Source organism: Paenibacillus guangzhouensis (assembly GCF_009363075.1).
In the GTDB taxonomy this organism is placed as follows: domain Bacteria; phylum Bacillota; class Bacilli; order Paenibacillales; family Paenibacillaceae; genus Paenibacillus_K; species Paenibacillus_K guangzhouensis.
The window spans coordinates 3,100,449-3,124,405 of record NZ_CP045293.1 but is presented as its reverse complement, the minus strand read 5'-3'; the positions used below and the strand labels follow the sequence as shown (position 1 = coordinate 3,124,405).

Annotated in this window: 23 protein-coding genes; 21 read left to right on the top strand and 2 right to left on the bottom strand. The window is 45.8% G+C overall.

The window, feature by feature from the left end:
* The first annotated feature begins 54 nt into the window (after positions 1 to 54).
* The 3 genes from GCU39_RS14110 (at position 55) to GCU39_RS14100 (ending at position 1,836) form a co-directional block, all read left to right on the top strand.
* Complete coding sequence (locus tag GCU39_RS14110) at positions 55 to 348, top strand: antibiotic biosynthesis monooxygenase family protein (protein ID WP_152394109.1); 294 nt, start codon at positions 55 to 57, stop codon at positions 346 to 348.
* Between the two features lie 189 nt (positions 349 to 537).
* Positions 538 to 1,329 (top strand): lipid II flippase Amj family protein, encoded by a 792-nt coding sequence (locus GCU39_RS14105; RefSeq protein ID WP_152394108.1) that lies wholly within the window; start codon positions 538 to 540, stop codon positions 1,327 to 1,329.
* 36 nt (positions 1,330 to 1,365) lie between these two features.
* Complete coding sequence (locus GCU39_RS14100) at positions 1,366 to 1,836, top strand: GNAT family N-acetyltransferase (RefSeq protein WP_152394107.1); 471 nt, start codon at positions 1,366 to 1,368, stop codon at positions 1,834 to 1,836.
* Here the strand turns inward: GCU39_RS14100 and GCU39_RS14095 are convergent.
* A complete protein-coding gene (locus GCU39_RS14095) occupies positions 1,830 to 2,573 on the bottom strand; it encodes an MOSC domain-containing protein (RefSeq protein ID WP_152394106.1) in 744 nt (247 codons plus the stop codon). The two genes, GCU39_RS14100 and GCU39_RS14095, sit on opposite strands and share 7 nt — an antisense overlap.
* Before the next feature lie 111 nt (positions 2,574 to 2,684).
* On the opposite strand from GCU39_RS14095, the gene GCU39_RS14090 reads away from it, so the two are divergent.
* From GCU39_RS14090 to GCU39_RS14035, 12 genes are all read left to right on the top strand, one after another.
* Positions 2,685 to 3,110: a GNAT family N-acetyltransferase gene (locus tag GCU39_RS14090; protein WP_152394105.1), complete on the top strand. Its 426-nt coding sequence runs from the start codon at positions 2,685 to 2,687 to the stop codon at positions 3,108 to 3,110.
* An 18-nt stretch (positions 3,111 to 3,128) separates the two neighbouring features.
* A complete protein-coding gene (locus GCU39_RS14085) occupies positions 3,129 to 3,656 on the top strand; it encodes a YfiT family bacillithiol transferase (protein ID WP_152394104.1) in 528 nt (175 codons plus the stop codon).
* A 449-nt stretch (positions 3,657 to 4,105) separates the two neighbouring features.
* Positions 4,106 to 5,197 carry a nucleotidyltransferase family protein gene (locus GCU39_RS14080; protein WP_152394103.1) on the top strand — a complete coding sequence of 364 codons (1,092 nt, stop codon included), beginning with the start codon at positions 4,106 to 4,108 and terminating at the stop codon, positions 5,195 to 5,197.
* A 22-nt stretch (positions 5,198 to 5,219) separates the two neighbouring features.
* Complete coding sequence (locus GCU39_RS14075) at positions 5,220 to 5,936, top strand: HAD family hydrolase (RefSeq protein WP_152394102.1); 717 nt, start codon at positions 5,220 to 5,222, stop codon at positions 5,934 to 5,936.
* A complete protein-coding gene (locus tag GCU39_RS14070) occupies positions 5,920 to 6,510 on the top strand; it encodes a GNAT family N-acetyltransferase (protein ID WP_227793570.1) in 591 nt (196 codons plus the stop codon). The genes GCU39_RS14075 and GCU39_RS14070 overlap by 17 nt, the downstream gene beginning before the upstream one ends.
* Positions 6,511 to 6,585: 75 nt before the next feature.
* Positions 6,586 to 7,149, top strand: a complete 564-nt coding sequence (locus tag GCU39_RS14065) for an FAD-dependent oxidoreductase (protein ID WP_152394101.1) — start codon at positions 6,586 to 6,588, stop codon at positions 7,147 to 7,149.
* A 115-nt stretch (positions 7,150 to 7,264) separates the two neighbouring features.
* Entirely contained in the window at positions 7,265 to 8,107 is an 843-nt protein-coding gene (locus GCU39_RS14060) for a DegV family protein (protein WP_152394100.1), read from the top strand.
* 208 nt (positions 8,108 to 8,315) lie between these two features.
* A complete protein-coding gene (locus GCU39_RS14055) occupies positions 8,316 to 10,394 on the top strand; it encodes a copper-translocating P-type ATPase (RefSeq protein ID WP_152394099.1) in 2,079 nt (692 codons plus the stop codon).
* Positions 10,395 to 10,621: 227 nt separating this feature from the next.
* Entirely contained in the window at positions 10,622 to 10,960 is a 339-nt protein-coding gene (locus GCU39_RS14050) for a hypothetical protein (protein WP_152394098.1), read from the top strand.
* Between the two features lie 100 nt (positions 10,961 to 11,060).
* Positions 11,061 to 11,447, top strand: coding sequence for a hypothetical protein (locus tag GCU39_RS14045; protein ID WP_152394097.1), 387 nt, complete (start codon positions 11,061 to 11,063; stop codon positions 11,445 to 11,447).
* Positions 11,448 to 11,535: 88 nt separating this feature from the next.
* Positions 11,536 to 12,240, top strand: a complete 705-nt coding sequence (locus GCU39_RS14040) for a response regulator transcription factor (RefSeq protein WP_152394096.1) — start codon at positions 11,536 to 11,538, stop codon at positions 12,238 to 12,240.
* Entirely contained in the window at positions 12,240 to 13,550 is a 1,311-nt protein-coding gene (locus GCU39_RS14035; protein ID WP_152394095.1) for a sensor histidine kinase, read from the top strand. Before GCU39_RS14040 ends, GCU39_RS14035 begins: the two co-directional genes overlap by 1 nt.
* 36 nt (positions 13,551 to 13,586) lie before the next feature.
* On the opposite strand, the gene GCU39_RS14030 is transcribed toward GCU39_RS14035, so the two are convergent.
* Positions 13,587 to 14,306, bottom strand: coding sequence for a Crp/Fnr family transcriptional regulator (locus tag GCU39_RS14030; RefSeq protein ID WP_152394094.1), 720 nt, complete (start codon positions 14,304 to 14,306; stop codon positions 13,587 to 13,589).
* A 373-nt stretch (positions 14,307 to 14,679) separates the two neighbouring features.
* Here GCU39_RS14030 and adhE point away from each other — a divergent pair, with 373 nt between their 5' ends.
* From adhE to GCU39_RS14000, 6 genes are all read left to right on the top strand, one after another.
* Positions 14,680 to 17,298 carry a bifunctional acetaldehyde-CoA/alcohol dehydrogenase gene (adhE, locus tag GCU39_RS14025; RefSeq protein WP_152394093.1) on the top strand — a complete coding sequence of 873 codons (2,619 nt, stop codon included), beginning with the start codon at positions 14,680 to 14,682 and terminating at the stop codon, positions 17,296 to 17,298.
* 174 nt (positions 17,299 to 17,472) lie between these two features.
* Entirely contained in the window at positions 17,473 to 19,734 is a 2,262-nt protein-coding gene (gene pflB, locus GCU39_RS14020) for a formate C-acetyltransferase (RefSeq protein WP_152394092.1), read from the top strand.
* Positions 19,735 to 19,786: 52 nt separating this feature from the next.
* On the top strand, positions 19,787 to 20,533 hold the full coding sequence (pflA, locus tag GCU39_RS14015; protein ID WP_152397242.1) for a pyruvate formate-lyase-activating protein: 747 nt from the start codon (positions 19,787 to 19,789) through the stop codon (positions 20,531 to 20,533).
* A 194-nt stretch (positions 20,534 to 20,727) separates the two neighbouring features.
* Positions 20,728 to 22,125 (top strand): extracellular solute-binding protein, encoded by a 1,398-nt coding sequence (locus GCU39_RS14010; protein ID WP_152394091.1) that lies wholly within the window; start codon positions 20,728 to 20,730, stop codon positions 22,123 to 22,125.
* Between the two features lie 113 nt (positions 22,126 to 22,238).
* Positions 22,239 to 23,123: a carbohydrate ABC transporter permease gene (locus GCU39_RS14005; RefSeq protein WP_152394090.1), complete on the top strand. Its 885-nt coding sequence runs from the start codon at positions 22,239 to 22,241 to the stop codon at positions 23,121 to 23,123.
* 2 nt (positions 23,124 to 23,125) lie between these two features.
* Positions 23,126 to 23,953: a carbohydrate ABC transporter permease gene (locus GCU39_RS14000; protein ID WP_152397241.1), complete on the top strand. Its 828-nt coding sequence runs from the start codon at positions 23,126 to 23,128 to the stop codon at positions 23,951 to 23,953.
* Positions 23,954 to 23,957: the final 4 nt, after the last annotated feature.

Sequence of the window (23,957 nt, the reverse complement as noted above, 5' to 3'; positions counted from 1 at the left end):
GGGGTGCTCTTCCTATACTACAAGAAAAATGTACCGAAGGGAGAGCACAAGATCATGATACTCGAAGTGGCAATGCTGCAAGTGAAGCCAGATTTGGCGCAATCGTTCGAAGCAAGCTTTCGTGAAGCTTCAAAGATCATATCAAGCATGCAGGGGTACGTGAACCATGAATTGCAGAAATGTCTTGAAGATGAGCATAAATATATCCTGCTCGTACGCTGGGAGACGCTCGAAGATCACACGGTCGGATTCCGGGGCTCGGAAGCGTATCAAACATGGAAGGCGTTATTGCATCATTATTATGATCCGTTTCCAGTCGTGGAGCATTTCATCTCCGTCATCCCTTAGACATCATTGTGCAAAAAAGAATACATTTTGTCAGAACATACGATCTTATCATCCTTGGTAAAAAGTGGTACAATGAGAGCGTGCAATCTCTCGGTGGATACATGTTTATGACTAGCGCATTTACACAGCACAACCCACCTCGCAGAACCTTCGATGGTGGGTTGTGCTGTGTGCATTGGAGGCGAATTGATGCTGCAACAACTACTGATTGTCTCGCTGCTCACGATGATTATACATACCTCTGAGACATTGTCTTATGCCGTTCGGTTCGCAGGTGTGCGAACAGGTAAATTGGCGGTTTCACTAACCCTATCAGGGATGATCGTCCTCGTCGCACGCACGTCGAACATGCTGCAAGGTGTCATGGTCGGGAAGATGATTGATTATGCCAAACAGAACGCAGGCTTTCCGCTGGAGAAATATTTCCGTCTGATTATCGGTTCCGCATCCATTGGCACGGTGCTCGCCATGCTGTTATTCCCATCCGTCGTATTTCTTGCGGGTCGCATGATTTCCCACTTAGAGGTGTCAGGATCGATCCCGAAGATGCTTACAAGTGTATCGCTGGACAAGCTGAAGCACGCTCGTACGCATCTTCGAAGACCGACACTGAAGATGCTGAGAGCCTTGCGAATCTATAATGTTCCGAAGCGGTTGTTATTGCTGAACTGTGTTGTGACTTCGATCTATACTGTCGGGGTATTAGCAGCACTTTATGCTTCATTCATCGCGGTATCCGGTATCGCTGCATCACAGTCTTCGGGACTCATTAATGGGATTGCCACGATCATTATGACCGTGCTGATTGATCCACAGATTGCGCTGCTTACTGATCGCGCACTTCGAAATGAAGAAGATCAGGATCGACTTGGCAAGGTTTATGGGCTCATGATGATGTCTCGTCTAGCAGGCACGATTCTGGGGCAAGTCATATTTATGCCAGCTGTCCTATGGATTGAATGGATGACGGCACGAATCTAGAACCAATTTTATGTAGGAGAAAGTGAGGCAATTAACATGGAGAATTCCATATGGATCAAACAAGCGGTGGTCGAGGATGTACCTGCATTAGCGCCTTTATTTAATCAATACCGCATGTTCTACGGTCAGTCTTCAGATTTAGAAGGCGCGGCAGCCTTTCTGAAGGATCGAATCTCTCAGAAGGAGTCTATCGTATTCATTGCGTATGCATCGCCTGAGGAGGGCACGGGGCTTGGATTTGTTCAGTTATATCCATCATTCTCATCAGTCTCGATGCAGCGATTGTGGATCTTGAATGATCTGTACGTTACTCCCGAAGCAAGGAAGCAGAGTGTTGGGCGCGGTCTTATGGACCGGGCGAAATGCTACGCTCAGGAATCAGGCGCCAAAGGGTTGACCTTGTCAACAGCATACGACAATCAGACAGCCCAACGCCTCTACGAATCACTCGGTTATATACGCGACGAACATTTCTACACGTACGATTTATATTTCAAGCACTATTGATTTGTAATCTGCAAGAGGTCATCTTGCCGAATCCTTCCCGTCTTCACGACGGAAGCATAGACGCCGAAGAATGCTTGACGTTCCTGATGCAAGGTTTTGAGCAGGGAAGGGTCACGCTGATACGTATCGGGATCGATTGTAATCAGCACACAGCGTTCACAGGGCTCATCGATCTGTAAACGTACGGCATCTTCCCCCTCCCCAATCTGAATTTGTTGACCAATCCAGTCGGTCTCGATGAAGGGTGTGTTGTCGGGTGTCTGAACAACGATATTCGGGCGGAATCGGCGAGGATCTACTGGCTTACCCCACAATTGTTCCAATTGTCTTATCGACGCTTCAGTAACGAGCAAAATGCTAGAAGCATCAACAGCGAGGAGTGTAGGACTATTCGGGAGATGTTGTTCCATCGTAATGTCCTCGCGGATTTGCCCGCGCATATGCTGCAAGAATCCTTCATCCCATGTAAATGTCTCGTTATGATCATTCGTAATCGTTAGGCTTGGGAATGAATCGTCGGAGCCGTCTTGCCCCAGGGCTGCTTGGTAGCTTAGCATTTGGGGATATTTGCGAGCCGTGATGAAGCGGGACCAGCCGGTTTTGGCCGGATCTATGAATGCGTGACTACGATCGCCATAGAATCCGTAGGGTTCGACTTGCGTCGAAGTGATCTGCTCGCCGCGCATCGATTTGACAGGATATCGAAAGAGCGATTGTATAGTTCCAATAGGGTTCATGTTTTGCCTCCGTATGTAGGTCTTATCGTTTATATTTTAACAGATCCCGTGATCGTATATAATGGGAGTTCGAAGAAGTTTCGTAATCTATATACATTGGAGTGAAAGATCATGTTAGAACAAATCAAGCATCGTCTGGGTGAGGAAGAAATTCGTGAATTGATTGGTTATTCCGTATTTCCTGATCCTGAGCGCATAGAGCAGGCCGTCGGACGTTATCAGCACGAGGAGCAGATGCAATTATATGGGGCAATCGAAGAGGATGAGGTCATTGGTATTGTCGGATTTACAATGGATGGGGATCAGAATCTGATCTTGCAGCATATTGCGGTTCGGCCAGAGAACCGGGAACAGGGGCACGGACGCGAGATGATGCTTGAGCTAATCGGACTCATGAATCCAAAGTCGATCGTTGCGGAGACGGATGAGGAAGCAGCGGATTTCTATCGTAACATCGGGTTTACTGTATTCAGCCTTGGTGAGAAATACCCAGGCGTTGAGCGTTTCCGTTGTGAATATATCGTTGATGAGGAATAGTCGATCAGGGGGATAAACATGGAGGAGCTTAGGTTTCCGATTGGTAAATTTCAGCATACAGGAGAGATTTCAGGGGAACTACGTGAGGCATGGATACGAGATCTTGAAGATCTGCCTGCTCGACTAAGTGAAGCTGTGGCCGGGCTATCGGAGGATCAATTAGATACCCCGTACCGCCCTGAAGGATGGACTGTTCGGCAAGTTGTCCATCATGTGGCGGATAGTCATATGAACAGTTACATTCGGTTTAAGCTAGCTCTCACAGAAGAGCTGCCTACCATCAAGCCCTATGAGGAAGGAGCATGGGCTGAGCTTAACGATGCGCGGCATGCACCCGTGGAGGTATCGCTTAAGCTCCTAGAGATGCTTCATCACCGCTGGGTGATGTTGATTCGCAGTCTGGAGACAGAGCAGTGGGATAAGTCTTTCGTTCATCCGGATTCGGGCGAGGTGAAGCTTGCGACGAACTTAGGCATCTATGCATGGCATGGCAAGCATCACACCGCCCATATTACGACTTTGCGAGAACGTATGGGCTGGTCCTAGAATTATAATTTGCGACCGACCAGTTGATGGTCCTGGGCGAGCGAAGATTGGGTACCGAGCAGACAGATGGACACCAACACAACAAGAGATACGCGAAGCTTGGAAGCAAACATTTTCATTGTTCTAACCTCCTGCATCAGGTTTGGATGAACCATGCATGCTTGGGAATCGTTCTGCGACGCAATTGGACTGGTGTTTAAGATGTGCATGTACTGATTTGTGAATATAGGGTAAATATCCCCGTATCATGACTGTATCAGATACGGCTTTTCTTATACAACAGGTGAAGGCAAGAATTTAAGGATTTCATTCGATATGAGCGTCATAAAGGCAGTTTTCTGGAGTTTGACACTTCCAAGAAAACTGTCTTTTTTTCCAAATCTATACACATTTGATTTCCAATATGGATTATAATAGATGCACTTGACAGGCAGAGGCGGTGAAGGGGATTGAAATGGGAGAAACAGCTGATACATTGGATATCGCAGGATCAGGAGATCATGGATGCGCTGCGACTTGTTAAGACTCTCAGACTGAATGAAGGCGCGATTGCGGCGGGTTTCATACGCAATTATGTCTGGGATCGCCTTCATGAATGCCGCACACGCACACCGCTCAATGACGTCGATGTGATTTATTATGATGCGCGATCAATGGAAGAGGAACGAGATCGATCATTCGAGAGGGAGCTCATCAAGCAAATGCCCCAATATGAATGGTCCGTGAAGAACCAAGCGCGTATGCACATTCGTAATCATCACACGCCATATCATTCGATCTCTGACGCGATGCTTCGGTGGCCCGAGACGGCTACGGCTGTTGCGGTTCGTGTCACTGAACAAGATCGGATTGAAGTTATCGCCCCTCACGGTCTGGATGATTTATTTGAAATGAAGGTGCGGCGTGGGCCTTATTTTGAGAGTGTGGACTATTTTTTACATCGCATTGAGTCGAAAAACTGGCGTTACCTGTGGCCCCAATTAGAAGTGATCACCCATGCGAGTGAAGAGGATATCGAATCGAAGACGATTCATATCCGTCAGCTCCTGAAGACAGACGTTGATGCATTTACAGAGTTGCGACTTGAAGGCTTAAGGCTCTATCCCGAGTATTTTGGTGAGAGTCTGGCAGAGGCGATGCGCAATCCCATGGAAAAAATGCGATCGAAAATCGTGAGCACCAAGGATCGATTCGTGTTGGGGGCGTGGACAGAAGCGCAGGAATTGGTCGGCGTCATTGGATTTTATCGAGAGTCCGGCGTGAAGTTCCGGCATAAAGGCGTACTCTGGGGCATGTACGTGACACCTTCCGAGCAAGGTCAAGGGATAGGAAGAACCTTACTGCAGCAAGCCATTGCGCGTGCAAGGACGCTGGCTGGACTTGAGCTATTAACCTTAACAATTGTGAGATCGAATCAGACGGCAAGACGTCTTTATGAGGAAGTCGGGTTCCGCATGTATGGCCGTGAAGAACGCGCAATGCGGTGGAATGACCAATATTGGGATGAAGATTATATGTGTTTACCGCTAGAAGACCGATAGATGATGGATGGAGGGGAAGTCATTGATTAAGGCAGTGGTGTTTGATTTTGATGGATTAACTTTGGATACGGAAACCCCGTGGTACGAAGCGCTTCAGCAGGTGTTTGCGAAGTATGGCATTCCATTTCCGGAAGAGTTGTTCACAAGTGCGATCGGAGCTAGTCATGAAGCTTTCAATCCTTATCTGTATTTGGAAGATCAGCTGCAAGGTCAATCATGCGAACAGGAGCTAAGAACCGAAGTGCGTACCGTTTTTTTATCCAAAATGGAGAAGCAAGAACTCCGCGAAGGGATCTTGGACTATTTGTCATATGCGAAGCGTGCGGGGCTTAAGATTGGGCTGGCATCGAGTTCCCCTCGCAGCTGGATTGAGCATTATTTGAAGAAGTATGAGATTTACGATTGGTATGAATGTATCTGTACAGCCGATGACGTCGAACAAGTCAAGCCCGATCCTGCCTTGTATCTCCTAGCACTCAAGAAGCTAGGGGTTCAGGGGCATGAAGCTATTGCTTTTGAGGATTCTGTGAATGGCCTCACCGCTGCCAAAGCCGCAGGGCTGTATGGCGTTGCGGTTCCCAATGCGCTAACCCATCGGTTATCGTTCACGATTCAGGACGTGAGGTTAAAGTCAATGGCCGAGAAGCCACTCGATCAATTGATTCAGCACATTGAAGGTATAGCTCGCACTAGAGAGCAAGTAACAAGCGGGGGTGCGGCTGATGATACTGAACGTTGAAGAGCTATTCAGACATTTGCCGCGGATCGAGACAGATCATCTGGTCCTGCGTAAGATGCGGAGAAGCGATGCTCGGGATTTATTCGCGTATGCCTCCAATCCTGAAGTAACGCGCTATACCATGTGGAACACCCATCGAACGCTGCGTGATTCAGAATTATTCCTTGACGCAATTGAGCAACGTTATCGGGACGGTCAGGTGACGAATTGGGGAATCGAACATAAATCGAGCGGCAAGTTTATTGGCACCTGCGGATTCGTCTATTGGGCACCGGAACACCAACGCGCAGAGATCGGGTATGCCTTGTCGGCAGACTTTTGGAATCAAGGATTGATGAGCGAGGCAGCGAACGCAGTACTGCAATTCGGATTTCAGAAGATGGATCTGAATCGGCTGGAGGCGCGTTGCAACTTGGCTAATACTGGATCGGAGCGGGTGATGCAGAAGCTCGGCATGACCTACGAAGGCGTAATTCGTGAGCAGCTCTTCATTCGGGGGCAGTTCGAGAGTGTTAAGTTATACTCGATTCTGCGGCACGAGGTTACCTTTGAACCATTCATCCAAAAGTCATAAGAGCTAGTAACCCGCTCGGAAAAAAAGTATAATTAGGTTGTTTAAGGAACATATTTCGATAAGGGAGAGATGGAAATGTATGATGTAATTATTATTGGCGGCGGTACGGCAGGCGGAAGCGCAGCGATTTTCGCTGCAAAAGCAGGTAAATCTACATTGATTCTGGATAGCAATCAGAGTATAACCAAACGTGCATGGATGCTGAACCATTACGGTATCAAAGAAATCGCAGGACCAGATCTCATTGCCCAAGGTTTAGAGCAAGCTGCAAGCTTTGGCGCGGAATATGTGGAAGCGAAAGTGACGAACGTGACCAAAGCGGAAGAGGGGATTATCGTACATACCGAAGGTGGCGACTATACGGGTAAGCATGTTCTGCTCGCAACTGGCGCACTGACAGATCTTGCGAATCATATCGGGCTTGAGTTAAAAGAAGGCCGGGAACCGCGTATTAAGACTGTGATCGCAGTTGATAACGATGGACGTACGAATCTATCGAACATTTGGGCGGCGGGTACCGTTGCAGGCACAAGCGTTCACACCATTATTACAGCCGGTGACGGTGCCAAAGTAGCGATTAACATCATCAGCGCATTAAACGGTGAGCGTTATGTGGACCACGATGTTTTGAAATCTTAAAAGCTATGAAAATACGACAATAGGAAAATACCTAGTATTGAACTCGAGTCATGATGTCAGTATAATGATACGGATACGTAGTAACATCATGATGACGGGAGAGAATCACGAATCTATGACTATCAAAATCATTACAGATGGCAGCTCAGATCTTACACAGGAGCTCTCAGAACAGTACAACATCTCATTAGTACCGCTATGCGTTCAATTTGGTCATGAGCAGTTCAAATCCAATATGGACTCGGAATTGTTCTATACGAAGATGCAAGCGTCCGAAGAGCTTCCGAAGACATCGAGTCCTTCGCCGATGGAGTTCCTAACTCAATTTAAGGCGGCGGATCCGGAGCAACCCATTCTTGTATTGACGTTATCTTCCGTCTTGAGTAGTACGTATCAACATGCATTAATGGCGAAAGAGATGTATCGAGATGAAGGCTTCACCGGTGAATTAGAAGTCATTGATGTGAAGACGACATCCATGGGTCTTGGCTTGATCGCGATTCGCGCGTCCGAGTGGGGACGTACAATGGCCTTTGAACCATTGATTACCCGAATTCATGGACTTATTAAATCTTCGCATACATTATTTACATTAGATACATTGGAAAATGTAATTAAAGGTGGACGATTAAGCCGCCTTAAAGGCAAAGTAGCTTCAGTGCTCAATATCAAATTACTGATGCAAGCGAGTGAGGAAGGATCAGTTGAGGTCGTTGAGAAGCTGCGCGGCACCCAAAAAGCAATGAAACATCTGATGGAAAAGGTTGGCGAAACATGGCATCACGCCGACACATCATGGATTGCTTGCGCTCATTCGAACTGCGAAGAGCGGGCAAAAGCGTTCATGAAGGATCTGATGAACAAATACCCGTTCGATAAAGTCATTATTACAAATATGGGTCCGGTCATCGGTACTTACGCGGGTGAAGGTGGTATTCTCGTAACTTATTCATCATAATGCAATCATCTAACATGCGGATGTCCCTCCGCATGTTTTTTTGATTTGTTCTCTGCTTCTCTGTGGAAGTGAAGCTTTCTACAATTCCCAATGTGAAACATGTTGCGCGGGGGGTGGGGGGTTGTTATGATAAAGGAATAAGGTATGAATCGGTTGAAAAATCGAAATAAATAGAATGAGTTATGCGGGATGGAATGAGGTTGTGACGATGGAAAAGAAGGAATTGCAAGTTCGGAATATGGATGCATTCGAGAAGTCGAGTGCTCTCGAAGACAATCGAATAATGAAGAATCGTCACGATACTCTTGCTGGGCAGCAGAAGAATTTGATATTATCTGTGATTCTATCGTTACCTCTCTTATGGGTAATGATCACGCATTTCGCGGGGACGAAAATTTATGTTCCTTCGTTCTTATTGAATCCTTGGGTACAATTTGTTCTTGCTACGCCTGTGCAGTTCTGGATTGGACGTTCCTTCTATGTGGGTGCATACCAAGCACTCCGTCGCGGTATTGCGAATCTCGATGTGCTGGTCGTGCTTAGTTCGACATCTGCCTATGTTTATAGTCTGGTCGCGATGGTCAAATGGACGAACCACTATCACTATATGCCTGGCATTTATTTTGAGACAAGTGCTCTCCTGATTACACTGGTACTCATAGGAAAGCTGCTTGAGTCGCTCGCCAAGGGCCAGAATTCGGCGGCAGTGAAATCCTTAATCCGATTAAGACCCCATACGGCGACAGTGATGCGCGAAGGGCAGCCCGTTCAGGTTGCGATTCAAGAGGTCCAAGTGAATGATATATTGATCGTTCAACCGAAAGAACAAATTCCTGTAGATGGAACGATCGTTGAAGGGACTTCGTTCGTGGATGAGTCGATGTTGACGGGAGAACACAACCTTGTCTCCAAACAAGTCGGTGACCGAGTCTTCGGTGCAACGATCAATGGGGATACTAGCTTCTATCTACGGGCAGATCGAATCGGTGGTCAGACTGTATTATCTCGAATGATTAAAGTCGTTGAGGAAGCGCAACAATCCAAGGCACCAATACAACGTGTAGCAGATTCTGTTGCGAGTGTGTTTGTTCCGATTGTGGTTGTGATTGCAATCATCACGTTTGGATTATGGTATATGGTATTCCAAGCTGGGGATCTTGCGGCTGCGCTCGAAGCGGGAATCTCTGTATTGGTAATTGCTTGTCCTTGTGCGCTTGGTCTAGCGACACCAGCATCCATTATGGTAGGTTCAGGCCGTGCAGCAGAGGTAGGCGTTCTATTCAAAGGAGCCGAGTTCCTCGAGTCCACACATGAAGTGGATACGATCGTGTTGGATAAACGCGGGACGATTACGAAGGGGCAGCCTAAGCTCGCTGAAGTTGCACTAGAGAATCATCTTGATCAAATCAGCAGCGGATTGAACACGGAGACGATGTTGATGTGGATTGGGCTCGTAGAGCAAAACTCTAATCATCCGATTGCTGTAGCGATCGTCCGGGGGATTGAGGAACGCGGGATAAATCTCGTTCATAATGCGATAACCATAGAAGATATTGAATCTTATGCAGGTTATGGCGTTCGTGCTGTCGTCGATGGTCATGAGCTTGTGATTGGCACCAGAAGATTACTGAGTCAATACCACATTGGATTCAGTGCTGCCGAGCCTAAGCTGGCTGTATTGGAATCCACAGGCAGAACAGCGATACTCGTAGCGCTTGACGGGACGTATGTCGGTTCACTGATGGTATCGGATGACGTGAAAGAAACGACGGCCTCTGCCATTGCACGATTGAAGCAGATGGGCATTGAAGTCGTGCTCATGACAGGAGATCACCGTCGTACGGCGAACTCTATTGCGCATGAGGTTGGGATCGTTCATGTTCTTGCTGAAGTGCATCCCGATGAGAAAGCGGAGGCAATCCGAACTTTACAGACAGATGGCCATCAAGTCGCGATGGTAGGCGACGTTTCCAACAATGCAGCTGCACTAGCTGTCGCGGATATCGGAATATCGATCGGTCCGAGCTTGGATGTGGCGATGGATGCAGGGGATGTCACCATTATGCGAGAAGACTTAAATTCAATCGCGGATGCTATACAAATTAGTAACAAGACGATGAATAATATGAAACTAAATTTGTTCTTAGCGCTCGTATATAATACGATTGCGATCCCGATCGCTGCCTTTGGCTTGCTAGAACCTTGGATTGTAGGGGCTGCGATGGCGCTAAGTTCTGTATCTGTTGTACTAAATGCATTACGTTTACAGAAGTCTAAATGGGTGTAAATTCCTATAAGTCAGGACTTTTGGATGAGAAAAATCATTTTGTAATCGCTTTGATACCCTTTTTCGTACAAACTGTATCATAATAGAGTGGTTAGATTATGTGCGGAAAGAGAGTGTCGACGATGAATTCAAAGAAAATAGTCCTCGGAATATACGTTTTGATGTTAAGTTTGTTCATCATATCGTGTTCTACAACAGATCATCTCGATTCCCAAGCCTCAGTACAAATGAGTACGCAGGCGAAGACTGTTCCTACCATCGCGATTGGAATTAATGGTGGGAATATTGTTCCGAATCTTACGAATTCCGTTCTAAGTAAGTATAAAGAAGGTATTACACTAAGACAGCTGCTGGAAGGCAGCGGGGTCATCAAATTAACAGCAGATGGTAAGGATATCGTATCGGTGAATGAAGTTGCCTTGGACTCACGGCTTCACTGGGGAATTCTCCTCAATGGTGATGCGCTGACAAGTGAGAAAAGAATGGATATGATCATTAAGGAAGATGATATTCTCGAGATTGTGGTGAAAGAATCCACGATCCGAGCAAAAGTGAAAGCCAAATAAATAATATGGATTTTCATATACTTTTCACATCATTATTCGAAAATCCTCTCACAATTGGGCGCTAATATAAGGTCATACCCAATTGAGAGGAGATTACCCAATGATGAATTTGAAAAAAACGGTTGTCACTTTATTAACAGCAGCGCTGATGGTGGTTAGTGCAGGAACAGCAGCATTTGCTGCGGATGCAACAACAACGGCGAAGAAAGCAGATGCGAAAGCTGCTGCAAAGGTAACAACAAAAGTAACAACGAAAGCAAAAGTACCGTCCAAAACAGCAGTTGCAAAAGTTGTAAAGACGAAAGTATCCAAACCAGCAGCAGAAAAAGCGAAAACCGTGAAAGTTGTTAAGAAAGCTGTAAAGGCAAAACATAAAACGGCAAAAATCAAAAAGCATCCAAAAAAACATAAAAAACTGCACCATGCTAAGAAAAAAGAGAAAGTAACAAAAGCTGTAAAAGCAACAAACACCGTGAGTAAGAAATAAACACGTGAGGCGGGAGGACGGAGGTCTTCCTGCCTTTTGTAGTATCTAAGCATGTATTTAGTGGGTAGGAGAGGGGAGGAAACGTGCAATGTCTCATATATTTGTCGTTGATGACGATCCGAATATTTTAGAGCTTATATCAGGGTATTTACGAAAAGATGGGTTTCGCGTGACGTCGTTCCCTGATGGGCATGAACTCGTGAATCGCATTCGCTCCGAGGGACCGGACTGTCTGATCCTCGATATTATGATGCCAGGCATCAATGGATTGTCTCTGCTAACCACCATACGAACGTTTACGGAGATGCCGATTATCATGATATCAGCGCGCGGAGAAGAAGAGGATCGCATCATTGGCCTAGAGCTTGGCTGCAATGATTTCCTGCGCAAGCCGTTTCATCCACGCGAGCTTGTTGGCCGTGTGAAAGGGATGCTGCGGCTCGTACAAATGTATAAGCATAGGGATGATGCAGCGACATCCTTACCGGAAAAGTACCTGACGGTAGGCAATATGAGAATCAGCGACGAGCTGCGCCATGTTGAAGTTGATGGTACGGAAATCTCCTTTACCTCCCGTGAATACGATTTGCTGATCTTCCTCGTGAATCATATGGAACGTCCCTTTAGTCGGGAGCAGTTGATCCAGCAAGTCTGGAAATATGATTTTATGGGTGAAGTCCGTGTCGTTGACGATTTGGTCAAGCGGCTCCGCAAGAAGCTTGGCGATGCGGGTGCAATCTTCCATATTGACACGTTGTGGGGCTTTGGCTACAAAGGGACTGTGAGAACCTGATGCGTACGATACGAGGACGTATTTTTATTGCGCTGATTATAGTGATGGTTTTCTCTGTATCGACGACGGTCTATATGGTGGATCGGCTCATCGACGGGATGTTAATGGACCAAGCGCGGAATCAATTGCGGATTCAGATGGAGAAAGGGATTCAAATCATTGAAGGCGGTGATCCGGAAGATTTGAGTTCGGATGATCTAGAGCTTCGCTTCCGGGATCGGATGTATTACGCCGATTTCTTTATTCTGGATAAAGCAGATAAGATTATTGCAGCAGGCGATGATGAAATGATTGGACGAAGTGCACATATTTCTATGAACAAACGTGACCACTTCTTCGAACTGAATCAAGAGAAAATGATGTATACCCATCAGAATCTGAAGAATGGCCTGCGTATTGTGATCTATACGCCGATGGATATCTTAAATCAAGTGTCCGATCGTATCCTCCATCTCTCGATTCGGTCCGTTATTATAAGCTTTGTCGTGATTTTTGTGGTTGGGTTGTGGCTTGTATGGAATACAACAAGGCCGCTGATGAAGCTGAAAGAGGCTGTTAGCCGATTTGACCCCTCGTATCGACGCGTTCGATTACCGAAGGGTGATCATACAGAAATTGGGCAATTGATGGATACGTTTCAGTCCATGTCCGAGCGTATTGGTAGGCATCATCAACAGCAGACGGAATTTCTTCAAAATATATCGCATGAATTGCGAACGCCATTAATGTCTATTCAAGGCTACGCAGAGGCGATCAAGGATCAGGTTGTCTCGGTTGAGAAAGGGGTAGATGTTGTATCGAAGGAATCGAAGCGTCTGATTCAGTTGGTCGATAAGCTCCTGCAGCTTACGAGACTCGAGACGTTAGATGAAGCGTGGAAGATGACGCAGGTAGATGTGAGCGAGCTAGTAGAGCAAGCTGTACAGCTCCTCGGACCCGTGGCAGCTGAACGCCAAGTGAAGATCGAATTGCAGATTGCATCCATAGAGCATGTTGTACCCGCGGAGCAAATTTTTCAGTTGATCATGAATTATCTGCAGAATGCTGTACGGTATGCCGCATCGGAAGTGACTGTTACGCTCGAACAAGTGCCGAACGGATTTCGAATGATCGTTGATGACGACGGGCCGGGGGTGCCCATTGCTGAACGCGAATCAGTATTTGAACGGAATTACATTGGGGAAGCGGGGATGACTGGAATTGGGCTTGCGATATGCAAGCATATTGCAGATAAACTACAGACGAAGGTCGAATGTCTGGAATCTCCTCAAGGCGGTGCAAGATTTACATTTGAATATAAGACAAAATAAAGACCACCTACATGTGATGCTAGGCGGTCTTTATTTTTAGATGCGGCAGATGGACAATGGACATTTCTCGCAATGGCAAATTTCTTGCAGCTGCTTAATGTCTTTAATAACGATGAGTCCGCCTTCGTATTCAATGGCATCCTTCTTGCGTAAGTCGCTGAGCATGCGGTTTACGCTCTCACGGGTCGCACCGATCATATTGGATAAGTCCGTATGTGTAACTTTCTTGTTAATTAGAATGTGCTCACCGTGAGGTTCACCATACGAGTTGCTGAGTCGAATCAATGTGGAGCATAATGCACCTGGCTTCCCATAGAGCATTAAGTCACGGAATTTCGTCTGTGTCAGGCGATGATGCTGTCCCATCCATTTCATGAACTCAATGGAGAAGTCGCAGTGCTGACAGAGTAGAAGCTCAAGATCCTTCTGCTCGATAATACCAATCTCAGTCTCTTCCATGACTTCTGCCGTGAAGCTGTGTTTGCCTTGGTTGAATGGGTCTACATTCCCGACTAAGTCCCCAGCTTGGTACATATACATAATTAGCTCTTTGCCCTCATCTGTCGATTTGGTTATTTTAACGCGGCCTTTGCTAATGTAGAACAATTTATCAGTCGGATCGCCCTCCCAGAATAAATGGGATCCCTCCGGAAAAATTCGTTCTTTCATGACGACAGATAACCGATTGAAGTTGGTGTCTGAGAATACGCTAGTGTTGCCTGTTCTTTCTAGATCGGTTGGAGATAGAAGTGTCATATCATTTCCCTCCTCTGGATATTCACTTTTTGTGTTGTTAAAAAATAGGATGTGCATTTCTTCACAAACTTATTTTAACACGTTTTTGATCACATAATAGCGTTAATTTTTATGTAATTTTGAATATTCAGTAAACATTTGTGGAAAAAATCACTGACGATGAAGAAAGGGACAAGGAAAGAAACACTCATGTGAATTGTTTCACAATATGTTCACACTTTGTGAATGATTTCACGTAGATATTCCGGGAACAATACGGTATGATCAAGTTGTAAGGCAAACGTAAGAAAAAAGTAGAAATTTCGAGAACATTATTTTAAAATGGTGGTATCTCGAAGTGCCAAATAATGGGCTAAAATGGAGGATGGAGAAAATGGCAATGAAAACAGAAACATCAAAAGCCGAAAAAACTGTACCTACTGTGCAAGAACATATCAACTCCCTTGTAAAGAACGCAAAATCAGCATTGAATGAATTTATGGGATTCAATCAAGAACAAATCGATAATATCGTTCAGGCGATGGCGCTCGCAGGACTCGACAAGCACATGGCACTCGCGAAAATGGCTGTTGAAGAAACAGGTCGTGGTGTATATGAAGATAAAATTACGAAGAACATTTTTGCGACCGAGTACATCTACCACAGCATTAAATATGATAAAACCGTTGGTGTGATCGAAGACAATTCCTTCGAGAACTTCCAGAAGATCGCTGAACCAGTCGGGATCGTAATGGGGATTACGCCAGTAACGAATCCAACATCGACTACAATGTTCAAAGCACTTATTTCCATCAAGACTCGCAACCCGATTATTTTCGGATTCCATCCATCCGCACAGAAATGTAGTGTGGAGGCGGCACGCATTCTACGCGATGCAGCAATCGCACATGGCGCACCGGAAAATTGCATTCAATGGATTGAGTTCCCTTCGATGGAAGCAACCGATTCCCTGATGCATCATCCTGATGTGGCGCTCATCTTAGCGACAGGCGGATCCGGTATGGTCAAAGCGGCATACAGCTGCGGTAAACCAGCTCTTGGCGTTGGACCGGGTAACGTGCCGGCATTCATTGAGAAGACAGCGAACATTGAACAAGCGGTAACGGATCTTATTCTATCCAAAACATTTGACAACGGCATGATCTGTGCTTCCGAACAAGCGGTGATCATTGAAGAGCCGATCTACAATAAAGTTAAAAAAGCGATGACAGATAACGGGTGCTACTTCTTAACAAAAGAAGAAACTGCGAAATTGACTGGCAGCGCGATGAAAGGCGATACTTGCGCGGTGAACCCAGTGATCGTAGGTCAACCAGCAACGAAAATCGCTGAAATGGCAGGCATTAAAGTTCCGGAAGGTACGAAAATGCTCGTCGCTGAACTGGAAGGCGTTGGTCCGCAATACCCATTGTCAGCTGAGAAATTAAGTCCCGTTCTTGCTTGCTACAAAGTGAAAGATGCTCAAGCAGGTATCGATCGTGCAGCAGAAGTGGTTGCCTTTGGCGGTATGGGTCACTCGTCGGCGATTCATTCGAACGACCAAGATGTTATCGCTCGCTTCGCGGATCGTCTGCAGACAGGCCGGATTATCGTGAACTCCCCTTCGACGCACGGTGCGATCGGAGATATTTATAATACCAACTTGCCTTCACTCACGCTAGGTTGCGGATCGTATGGACGTAACTCGACATCCTCGAACGTTACGGCAGTCAATCTCATCAACGTGAAAAGGGTGGCGCATCGTACTGTGAATATGCAATGGTTCAAAGTTCCAAATAAAATTTATTTCGAAAAAGGAAGTACGCAATACTTGGAAAAAATGCCGGATATCAGCCGCGTCTTAATCGTAACTGACCCAATGATGGTGAAGCTCGGTTATGTTGACAAAGTGGAACATTACTTGCGTAAACGTCAAACGCCGGTTGCGATCGAAATCTTCTCGGATGTGGAACCAGATCCATCGACAACAACGGTTGAACGTGGTACGAAGCTCATGAACAGCTTCCAACCGGATTGCATTATCGCGCTCGGCGGTGGTTCACCGATGGATGCCGCGAAAGGCATGTGGTTATTCTACGAATATCCAGACACCGATTTCAACGATTTGAAGCAGAAGTTCATGGATATCCGTAAACGGATTTACAAATACCCTCGTCTGGGCAAAAAAGCGAAATTCGTTGCAATTCCTACGACATCCGGTACGGGTTCGGAGGTAACATCGTTCGCGGTTATTACGGATAAAGATAAAGGCAATACGAAGTACCCACTTGCTGATTATGAGCTAACGCCAGACGTAGCGATCGTCGATCCGGAATTCGTATACTCCTTGCCGCGCGTAGCTGTTGCGGATACAGGCATGGACGTATTAACGCACGCGATCGAAGCTTATGTATCGGTTATGGCGAACGATTATACGGATGGTCTTGCAATCAAAGCGATCCAGCTTGTCTTCCAATATCTAGAGAAGTCTGCGAATGAAGCATGCCCAATTGCGCGTGAGAAAATGCATAATGCATCCACGATTGCAGGGATGGCCTTCGCGAATGCCTTCTTAGGCATCAACCACAGCTTGGCGCATAAATGGGGCGGCCAATATCACACAGCACACGGACGTACCAATGCGATCTTGATGCCGCACGTCATTCGTTACAATGCGAAGAAACCGACGAAGTTCTCTTCGTTCCCGAAATATAATCATTTCGTGGCTGACGAGCGCTACGCTGAAATTGCGCGTATCCTAGGATTGCCAGCGAAGACGACCGAAGAGGGCGTCAACAGCTTGGTTAACGCGATTCGTGATATGAACAAAAAATTAGGTATTCCGGAGTCGTTCCAAGCGCTTGGCTTTGATCCGAAGGACTTCGAATCCCGCGTAGATTACTTGGCAGATCGTGCATTTGAGGATCAATGTACAACGGCTAACCCGAAATTGCCGCTCGTCACCGAACTTGCCGACGTTTATCGCAACGCCTTCTACGGTAAATTTGAATAAACTTTAACGATTTCGACAGATGTAGGAATTGGATGCGTAGAGGTGTGATGGATGTCACACCTCTATTGCAATAAATGAGCTAGAATAAGGATGTAACGAGATAGTGAAAAAAGTTACAAAGTATGACCAGCTGCTCTGAAGAGTGGCGAAAATAGAAATAACGGAGGGATTTCGATGTCGGTGATCGAAAGAGAAGTTATGGACAAACAGAATGGATGGCGTGGATTTAAAGACGGTAAATGGAGCAGAGAGGTAAACGTAAATAACTTTATCGGATTGAACATTACGCCTTACCTTGGTGACGAAGCTTTCTTGGCAGGCCCTACAGAGAATACAACGGCCCTTTGGAAGATCGTATCCGAACTAACGAAAAAAGAAATCACGAATGGCGGCGTCCTGGATGTGGATGTGAATCATCCATCAACAATCGTATCCCATGGCCCTGGTTATTTAGATAAAGATAAAGAGCAAATCGTTGGTCTTCAGACGGATGAGCCTTTCAAACGTTCGATTCAACCATTTGGCGGTATCAAAATGATGATCGATGCTTGTAAAGCATACGGCTTCGAATTGCCGCAAGAGATCATTCACATGTTCACAGATATTCGTAAGACACATAACCAAGGTGTATTCGATGCTTATACATCCGAGATGAGAGCAGCGCGTAAAGCGGGTATCATTACAGGTCTTCCAGATGCTTATGGTCGTGGCCGTATTATCGGTGACTACCGCCGCGTAGCATTATACGGTGTAGACTTCTTGATTAAGCAAAAACAACAAGATCTCAAGAATCTGGAGCTTGATTCCATGACACCGGAAGTTATCCGTGATCGTGAAGAAATCTCCGAACAAATTCGCGCATTAGGCGAGCTGAAGAAAATGGGTGAAATGCATGGATTCGATATCTCGAAGCCTGCATCCAATGCGAAAGAAGCGTTCCAATGGCTGTACTTCGGATACCTTGCAGCAATTAAAGAACAAAATGGTGCAGCGATGTCCTTAGGACGCACGTCATCCTTCCTCGACATTTATGTTGAGCGCGATCTTCAAGAAGGCACATTGACTGAAGAACAAGCACAAGAACTTGTTGACCATTTCGTTATGAAATTGCGTATCGTTAAATTCTTGCGTACACCAGACTACAATGAATTGTTCAGTGGTGACCCAACGTGGGTAACAGAATCCATCGGTGGTATGGGCGTCAATGGCGAGACACGCGTAACGCGCAACAGCTTCCGTTTCTTGCATACCTTGTACAACCTAGGTCCTGCACCAGAACCGAACTTAACGGTACTATGGTCGACTAAATTGCCTGAAGGCTTCAAAAAATATTGTGCAAAAGCGTCGATTGAGACAAGTTCCATCCAGTATGAAAATGACGATCTGATGCGTCCATACTTCGGCGACGACTACGGTATCGCATGCTGCGTATCCGCGATGCGTATCGGTAAACAAATGCAATTTTTCGGCGCTCGTGCCAACCTTGCCAAAGCATTGCTCTATGCGATCAATGGCGGTGTAGACGAGAAATCTGGCGCACAAGTTTCCCCAGAATTCCCGCGCATCACTTCAGACGTATTGGATTACAATGAAGTTATGAAACGTTATCACAATGTGATGGAATGGCTTGCGAAGCTGTATGTGAACACACTCAATGTCATCCACTTTATGCATGATAAATACTCTTACGAGCGTATTGAGATGGCGCTTCATGATAAAGACATTCTTCGCACAATGGCTTGCGGTATCGCAGGATTGTCGGTTGTTGCCGATTCCCTCAGTGCGATTAAATACGCGAAAGTTCGTCCAATCCGCAACGAAAACGGCATTGCTGTTGACTTTGAAGTGGAAGGCGAATTCCCGAACTACGGTAACAACGATGATCGTGTTGACGCCATCGCAGTCGAGCTTGTCGAGACATTCATGGGCATGATTCGTAAGCACCAAACATATCGTAATTCCTTGCCAACACAATCCGTTCTTACAATCACTTCGAACGTTGTATACGGTAAGAAAACAGGTACAACACCTGACGGACGTAAAGCTGGCGAGCCATTTGCTCCAGGTGCGAACCCAATGCACGGACGTGATAAAAAGGGTGCTCTTGCTTCCCTAAGTTCCGTAGCGAAACTGCCGTATGAGCATAGCTTAGATGGTATTTCCAACACGTTCTCGATCGTGCCGAAAGCACTGGGTAAAGATGAAGAAACACGCAAAACGAACTTGACTTCGATGATGGACGGCTACTTCGGCAGCGGCGCGCATCACTTGAACGTGAACGTATTTGCTCGTGAGCAACTGTTAGATGCGATGGAACATCCAGAGAACTATCCGCAGCTTACGATTCGTGTATCGGGCTACGCAGTTAACTTCATCAAGCTCACAAAAGAACAACAAATGGACGTTATCAACCGTACGTTCCATGGTTCCATGTAATATATATACGTTATAGCTACACAGAGCATTGCAGAGAGGATGCGTGAAGCGAGTGGAGGGACGTATTCATTCACTAGAAACTTTTGGCACCGTTGATGGACCAGGAATTCGTTTCGTGTTATTCATGCAGGGCTGTGCGATGAAGTGTCAGTATTGCCATAATCCCGATACGTGGGACACATCTGAAGGCAAGCATGTTACGATTCATGATATCATCAAAGAAATTGAGCCATATATTCCGTATTACAAAAACTCTGGAGGCGGTCTAACCGTCTCCGGGGGTGAACCAACCTTGCAAGCCGATTTCGTTGCGGAATTGTTCCGGGAAGTGAAGAAACGCTGGGATCTGCATACGACGCTGGATTCCAATGGATTCAACGATCCGGAATCCGAACGGATGACGCATTTGATGGAAGTGACCGATCTCGTGCTGCTCGATATTAAGCATATCAACCCAGAGAAGCACTTGAAGCTGACTTCGCAGTCCGTGGAGCATACGCTCAAGACGGCGCGTTGGTTATCGGATCATGGGAAAAAAGTCTGGATCCGTCATGTATACGTTCCAGGTATTCATGACGATGAGGATGACTTATTGAACCTCGGTCGATTCATCGGCACCTTGAAGAATGTCGAGAAATTCGAGATCTTGCCTTATCATCAGATGGGGATCTATAAGTGGGAGCAGCTTGGCCGGGAGTACCCGCTTCAAGGCGTTCCTTCTCCTACCGAAGATGAAGTGAAACAGGCTTACCGCTTGATTGAGCAAGGGATTCAAGAAGGCAAAATGATTCAAATATAAAGTTATGAATAAAGAACTGTCAATTTCGGAATCTAGAAATTGACAGTTCTTTTGTTGTAATTTTATCTAATGTAATTTGGATTGTAGATGATTTTATCCCTCGATCATCGAAATGACGTCCTTACATAATAAGCAGTAAGTCCTATAATAAAGGTGTAGCAAACAAATAAAAGTTATTGGGAGGGTCTTCTAAAATGAAGAAAAGTCTATTGATGTTCCTGACACTCGTGTTCGTTGCTTCGATCGCGCTTACAGGTTGCGGTTCGAAAACAGCAGAAGAGAAGCCAGCGACAACGGATAACAACACATCGACGACAACTGAAACGAAACCGGAAGAAGCAAAACCGGAAGAAGCGAAGCCGTTCGAAATGACAATCCGTCATACGCAAGTTGGGGAGCAAAAGAAAACTCGCTTTAAAATGCTTGAAGAAGTCGTTGCGAAGACACAAGGTGAAGTTCCAGGCCTTACTTTCAAATTAGATGGCGTTGACTCCGACGTGAACCGTAAAGAAAAGCTGAGAGGCGAAATGGCATCCGGCAGCGTACCTGACATCTTCGATGCATTCGGTAGCCCAGATGCAAAAACATATGCAAAAGCAGGCAAAATGCTTGATATTACGCCAATCCTTGACGAGCTTGGCATCAAAGATAAATTCACGAACTTAGGTCCTTGGACAGTTGACGGCAAAGTATACGGCTTGCCAATCGGCGCATCCGCTGAAGCGGTATTCTACAACAAAGAATACTTCGAGCAAAAAGGTTTGAAAGTGCCTACAACGTTCGACGAGTTCCAAACGTTGCTTGAGACAATCAAAAAAGACGGTAAAATCCCTCTTGCAGCAGGTTCCAAAGCCGCTTGGGTACCTCTGATGATCACGAACAACCTCTGGTCCCGTACAGCAGGTGAGGATGTAACTGAGAAATTCAACACAGGCGATGCAAAATGGACAGACGCTGATGTTGTTGCGGCATTCAAAACACATAAAGATTGGGTAGACAAAGGTTACTTCAAAAAAGGCGAGCTTGGTCTTGAGTACGCTGATATGCGTACACAATTCTTCAATGGTGATGCAGTCATGATGTTCGACGGTACTTGGGCATCCGTCTTGTTCAAAGAAGGTCAAGACGGAGGAAAGTTGGTCGGTAAAGTCGGATTCTTCAACCTTCCTGCATTCACGAACGGTAAAGGTGATCAAACGTCCTTGATGCAAGACGTGAACAACGGTTATGGCTTCTCCGCTGAAGTAGCAAAAGATCCGCAAAAATTAGCAGCGGTTAAATCCTTCATCAAAAACTTGTACAACGAAGATATGCAGGTTCGCGGCTTGGTTGAAGACGGCGTATTGCCTTCGATGAAAGTGGATCAAGCAAAAGTTGATGCATCGGTTAAAGATCCATTAATGAAAGAAATCGCTGGTGTACTGACACACGTAAACAAATCCTACGCTGCATTCGATGCGATCGTACCAGCAGATGTGACAACTGAAATTGGCGTTCAGATCCAGAAACTGATCGGAAACCAAACAACACCTGAGAAAGCAGCAGAAGCCATTCAAAAAGTTCAAGAAGAAGCCAACGCTTCGGCTGAATAATTCTAGAATGTGTTGATAAGAAGGGCGCCACCCGCTACTTGACTGGTGGCGCCCCTTTTCACTTTTTGACACAACGATTTACAATTTTTTTGGAGGATGGAGCGGATACTGTTATGAACAAAGCGATGAGAAACCCTTATATATACGCGCTCTTTGTTATTCCGGCCCTAGTGTTATTTGTAATGTTTTTTATCTACCCGCTAATTAATGCGGTATATTACAGTCTGACGAATTGGAACGGTGTATCAGATAATTTGAAATTCTGGGGAATCAAGAACTATACGAAAGCATTAACCGATGAGACGTTCTGGAACGCAGTGAAGAATAACGGATATTTTATTCTTTTCTCTTGCTTCATTCAGGTTCCTATTATCGTCATTAGTTCCTTGATGATAGCGAATGTGAAGCGGTTTAAATCTTTGTACAAGACGGCTGTATTTATGCCAACGGTGATGTCGACGGCGGTCATCGGGATACTATGGGGCTTTATCTACAACTATGATGTTGGTTTATTTAACAAGATTCTAGGGTTCTTCGGTGCCGAAGCAATTGACTGGTTAGGTGATCCGAAGTTTGCCATGTTATCGATCTTGATCACGAATGGATGGCAGTGGACTGGATTCTACATTATTATGGTGCTCGCGGCCATTCTCTCGATTCCTAAAGATCTAGATGAAGCGGCAGAAATTGATGGCGCGACAGGGTACCAACGTGCGATGAAAATAACAATGCCGCTGATCATGCCGGTTGTATCGGTTGTTATTATGCTCTCGATCGCAGGTGCGATGAAGGCAGCGGATATTATTATCGTAATGACAAAAGGCGGTCCTGCAGGATCGACGGACGTTATGGCGACATATATGATCAAATATGCGATCACGAACTTCAAATATGGATACGGTAATGCGATTTCGGTCATCATTTTCGTATTTACAATGATTCTGACGGTCTTGTATCAGGTCTTGATTGCGAGACGGAGCGAAAGGATTGAATACTAATGATGAGAGCATTGAAGAAGAGTATTAACCACATCGTCCTAATGGGCTATTTGCTCATCATTTTGTTCCCGTTTCTTTTCGTTATCTTTTCATCCTTCAAACTCAATAACTCTGAGATTGCGTTAAGTCCATTCGGTCTACCAGAGCATTTCGTATGGGACAACTACGTAACGGCGTGGGTCAATGCGAAGATCAACGTTTATTTCTTAAATAGTTTGTACATTGCCGTGCTGTCATCCTGCGTAACGATTCTCATTGGTGCGATGATGTCCTTTGCAGTGACGCGAATGCGGTTCGGCAAGATCAGTACGCTGTTGTTCCAATTGATTCTACTTGGCATGTTGATTCCGAATACATCTCTGATGCTGCCAATCTATCTATTGATGCAGAAAATGAATGTCCTAAATACACATTTGGCGCTCATTATCCCGTATGTTGCGAATGCGATTCCATTCACGGTCATCATCATGGCGCAGTTCATGAAGTCCATCCCTTCTGAAATTGAAGAAGCGGCGGTTGTGGACGGGTTGAGCGTAGGCGGTATCTTTGCTAAAATGGTGTTGCCACTTACGATTCCCGCGATCGTCACGGTCTTTATCGTGAACTTCCTAGGGAACTGGAATGAGTTCTTGCTATCGAATTACTTCATTTCGAACGATGAACTTAGAACGCTTCCAACGGGGATGGTGCAGTTCCGGGATGCGTATCAATCGAACTATGCACAGATGTCAGCGGGTATCGTCTATAGTGTCGTACCGGTTATGGTCATCTATGCTGTATTACAAAAGAAGATTATCGAAGGGGTTACAGCTGGTAGTGTGAAGGGGTAACCGG

Coding starts and splice junctions, on each gene's coding strand:
- GCU39_RS14110 (WP_152394109.1), top strand. CDS start 55: ATGATACTCGAAGTGGCAATGCTGCAAGTGAAGCCAGATTTGGCGCAA.
- GCU39_RS14105 (WP_152394108.1), top strand. CDS start 538: ATGCTGCAACAACTACTGATTGTCTCGCTGCTCACGATGATTATACAT.
- GCU39_RS14100 (WP_152394107.1), top strand. CDS start 1,366: ATGGAGAATTCCATATGGATCAAACAAGCGGTGGTCGAGGATGTACCT.
- GCU39_RS14095 (WP_152394106.1), bottom strand. CDS start 2,573: ATGAACCCTATTGGAACTATACAATCGCTCTTTCGATATCCTGTCAAA.
- GCU39_RS14090 (WP_152394105.1), top strand. CDS start 2,685: ATGTTAGAACAAATCAAGCATCGTCTGGGTGAGGAAGAAATTCGTGAA.
- GCU39_RS14085 (WP_152394104.1), top strand. CDS start 3,129: ATGGAGGAGCTTAGGTTTCCGATTGGTAAATTTCAGCATACAGGAGAG.
- GCU39_RS14070 (WP_227793570.1), top strand. CDS start 5,920: ATGATACTGAACGTTGAAGAGCTATTCAGACATTTGCCGCGGATCGAG.
- GCU39_RS14065 (WP_152394101.1), top strand. CDS start 6,586: ATGTATGATGTAATTATTATTGGCGGCGGTACGGCAGGCGGAAGCGCA.
- GCU39_RS14060 (WP_152394100.1), top strand. CDS start 7,265: ATGACTATCAAAATCATTACAGATGGCAGCTCAGATCTTACACAGGAG.
- GCU39_RS14055 (WP_152394099.1), top strand. CDS start 8,316: ATGGAAAAGAAGGAATTGCAAGTTCGGAATATGGATGCATTCGAGAAG.
- GCU39_RS14050 (WP_152394098.1), top strand. CDS start 10,622: ATGAGTACGCAGGCGAAGACTGTTCCTACCATCGCGATTGGAATTAAT.
- GCU39_RS14045 (WP_152394097.1), top strand. CDS start 11,061: ATGATGAATTTGAAAAAAACGGTTGTCACTTTATTAACAGCAGCGCTG.
- GCU39_RS14040 (WP_152394096.1), top strand. CDS start 11,536: ATGTCTCATATATTTGTCGTTGATGACGATCCGAATATTTTAGAGCTT.
- GCU39_RS14035 (WP_152394095.1), top strand. CDS start 12,240: ATGCGTACGATACGAGGACGTATTTTTATTGCGCTGATTATAGTGATG.
- GCU39_RS14030 (WP_152394094.1), bottom strand. CDS start 14,306: ATGACACTTCTATCTCCAACCGATCTAGAAAGAACAGGCAACACTAGC.
- adhE (WP_152394093.1), top strand. CDS start 14,680: ATGGCAATGAAAACAGAAACATCAAAAGCCGAAAAAACTGTACCTACT.
- pflB (WP_152394092.1), top strand. CDS start 17,473: ATGTCGGTGATCGAAAGAGAAGTTATGGACAAACAGAATGGATGGCGT.
- GCU39_RS14010 (WP_152394091.1), top strand. CDS start 20,728: ATGAAGAAAAGTCTATTGATGTTCCTGACACTCGTGTTCGTTGCTTCG.
- GCU39_RS14005 (WP_152394090.1), top strand. CDS start 22,239: ATGAACAAAGCGATGAGAAACCCTTATATATACGCGCTCTTTGTTATT.
- GCU39_RS14000 (WP_152397241.1), top strand. CDS start 23,126: ATGAGAGCATTGAAGAAGAGTATTAACCACATCGTCCTAATGGGCTAT.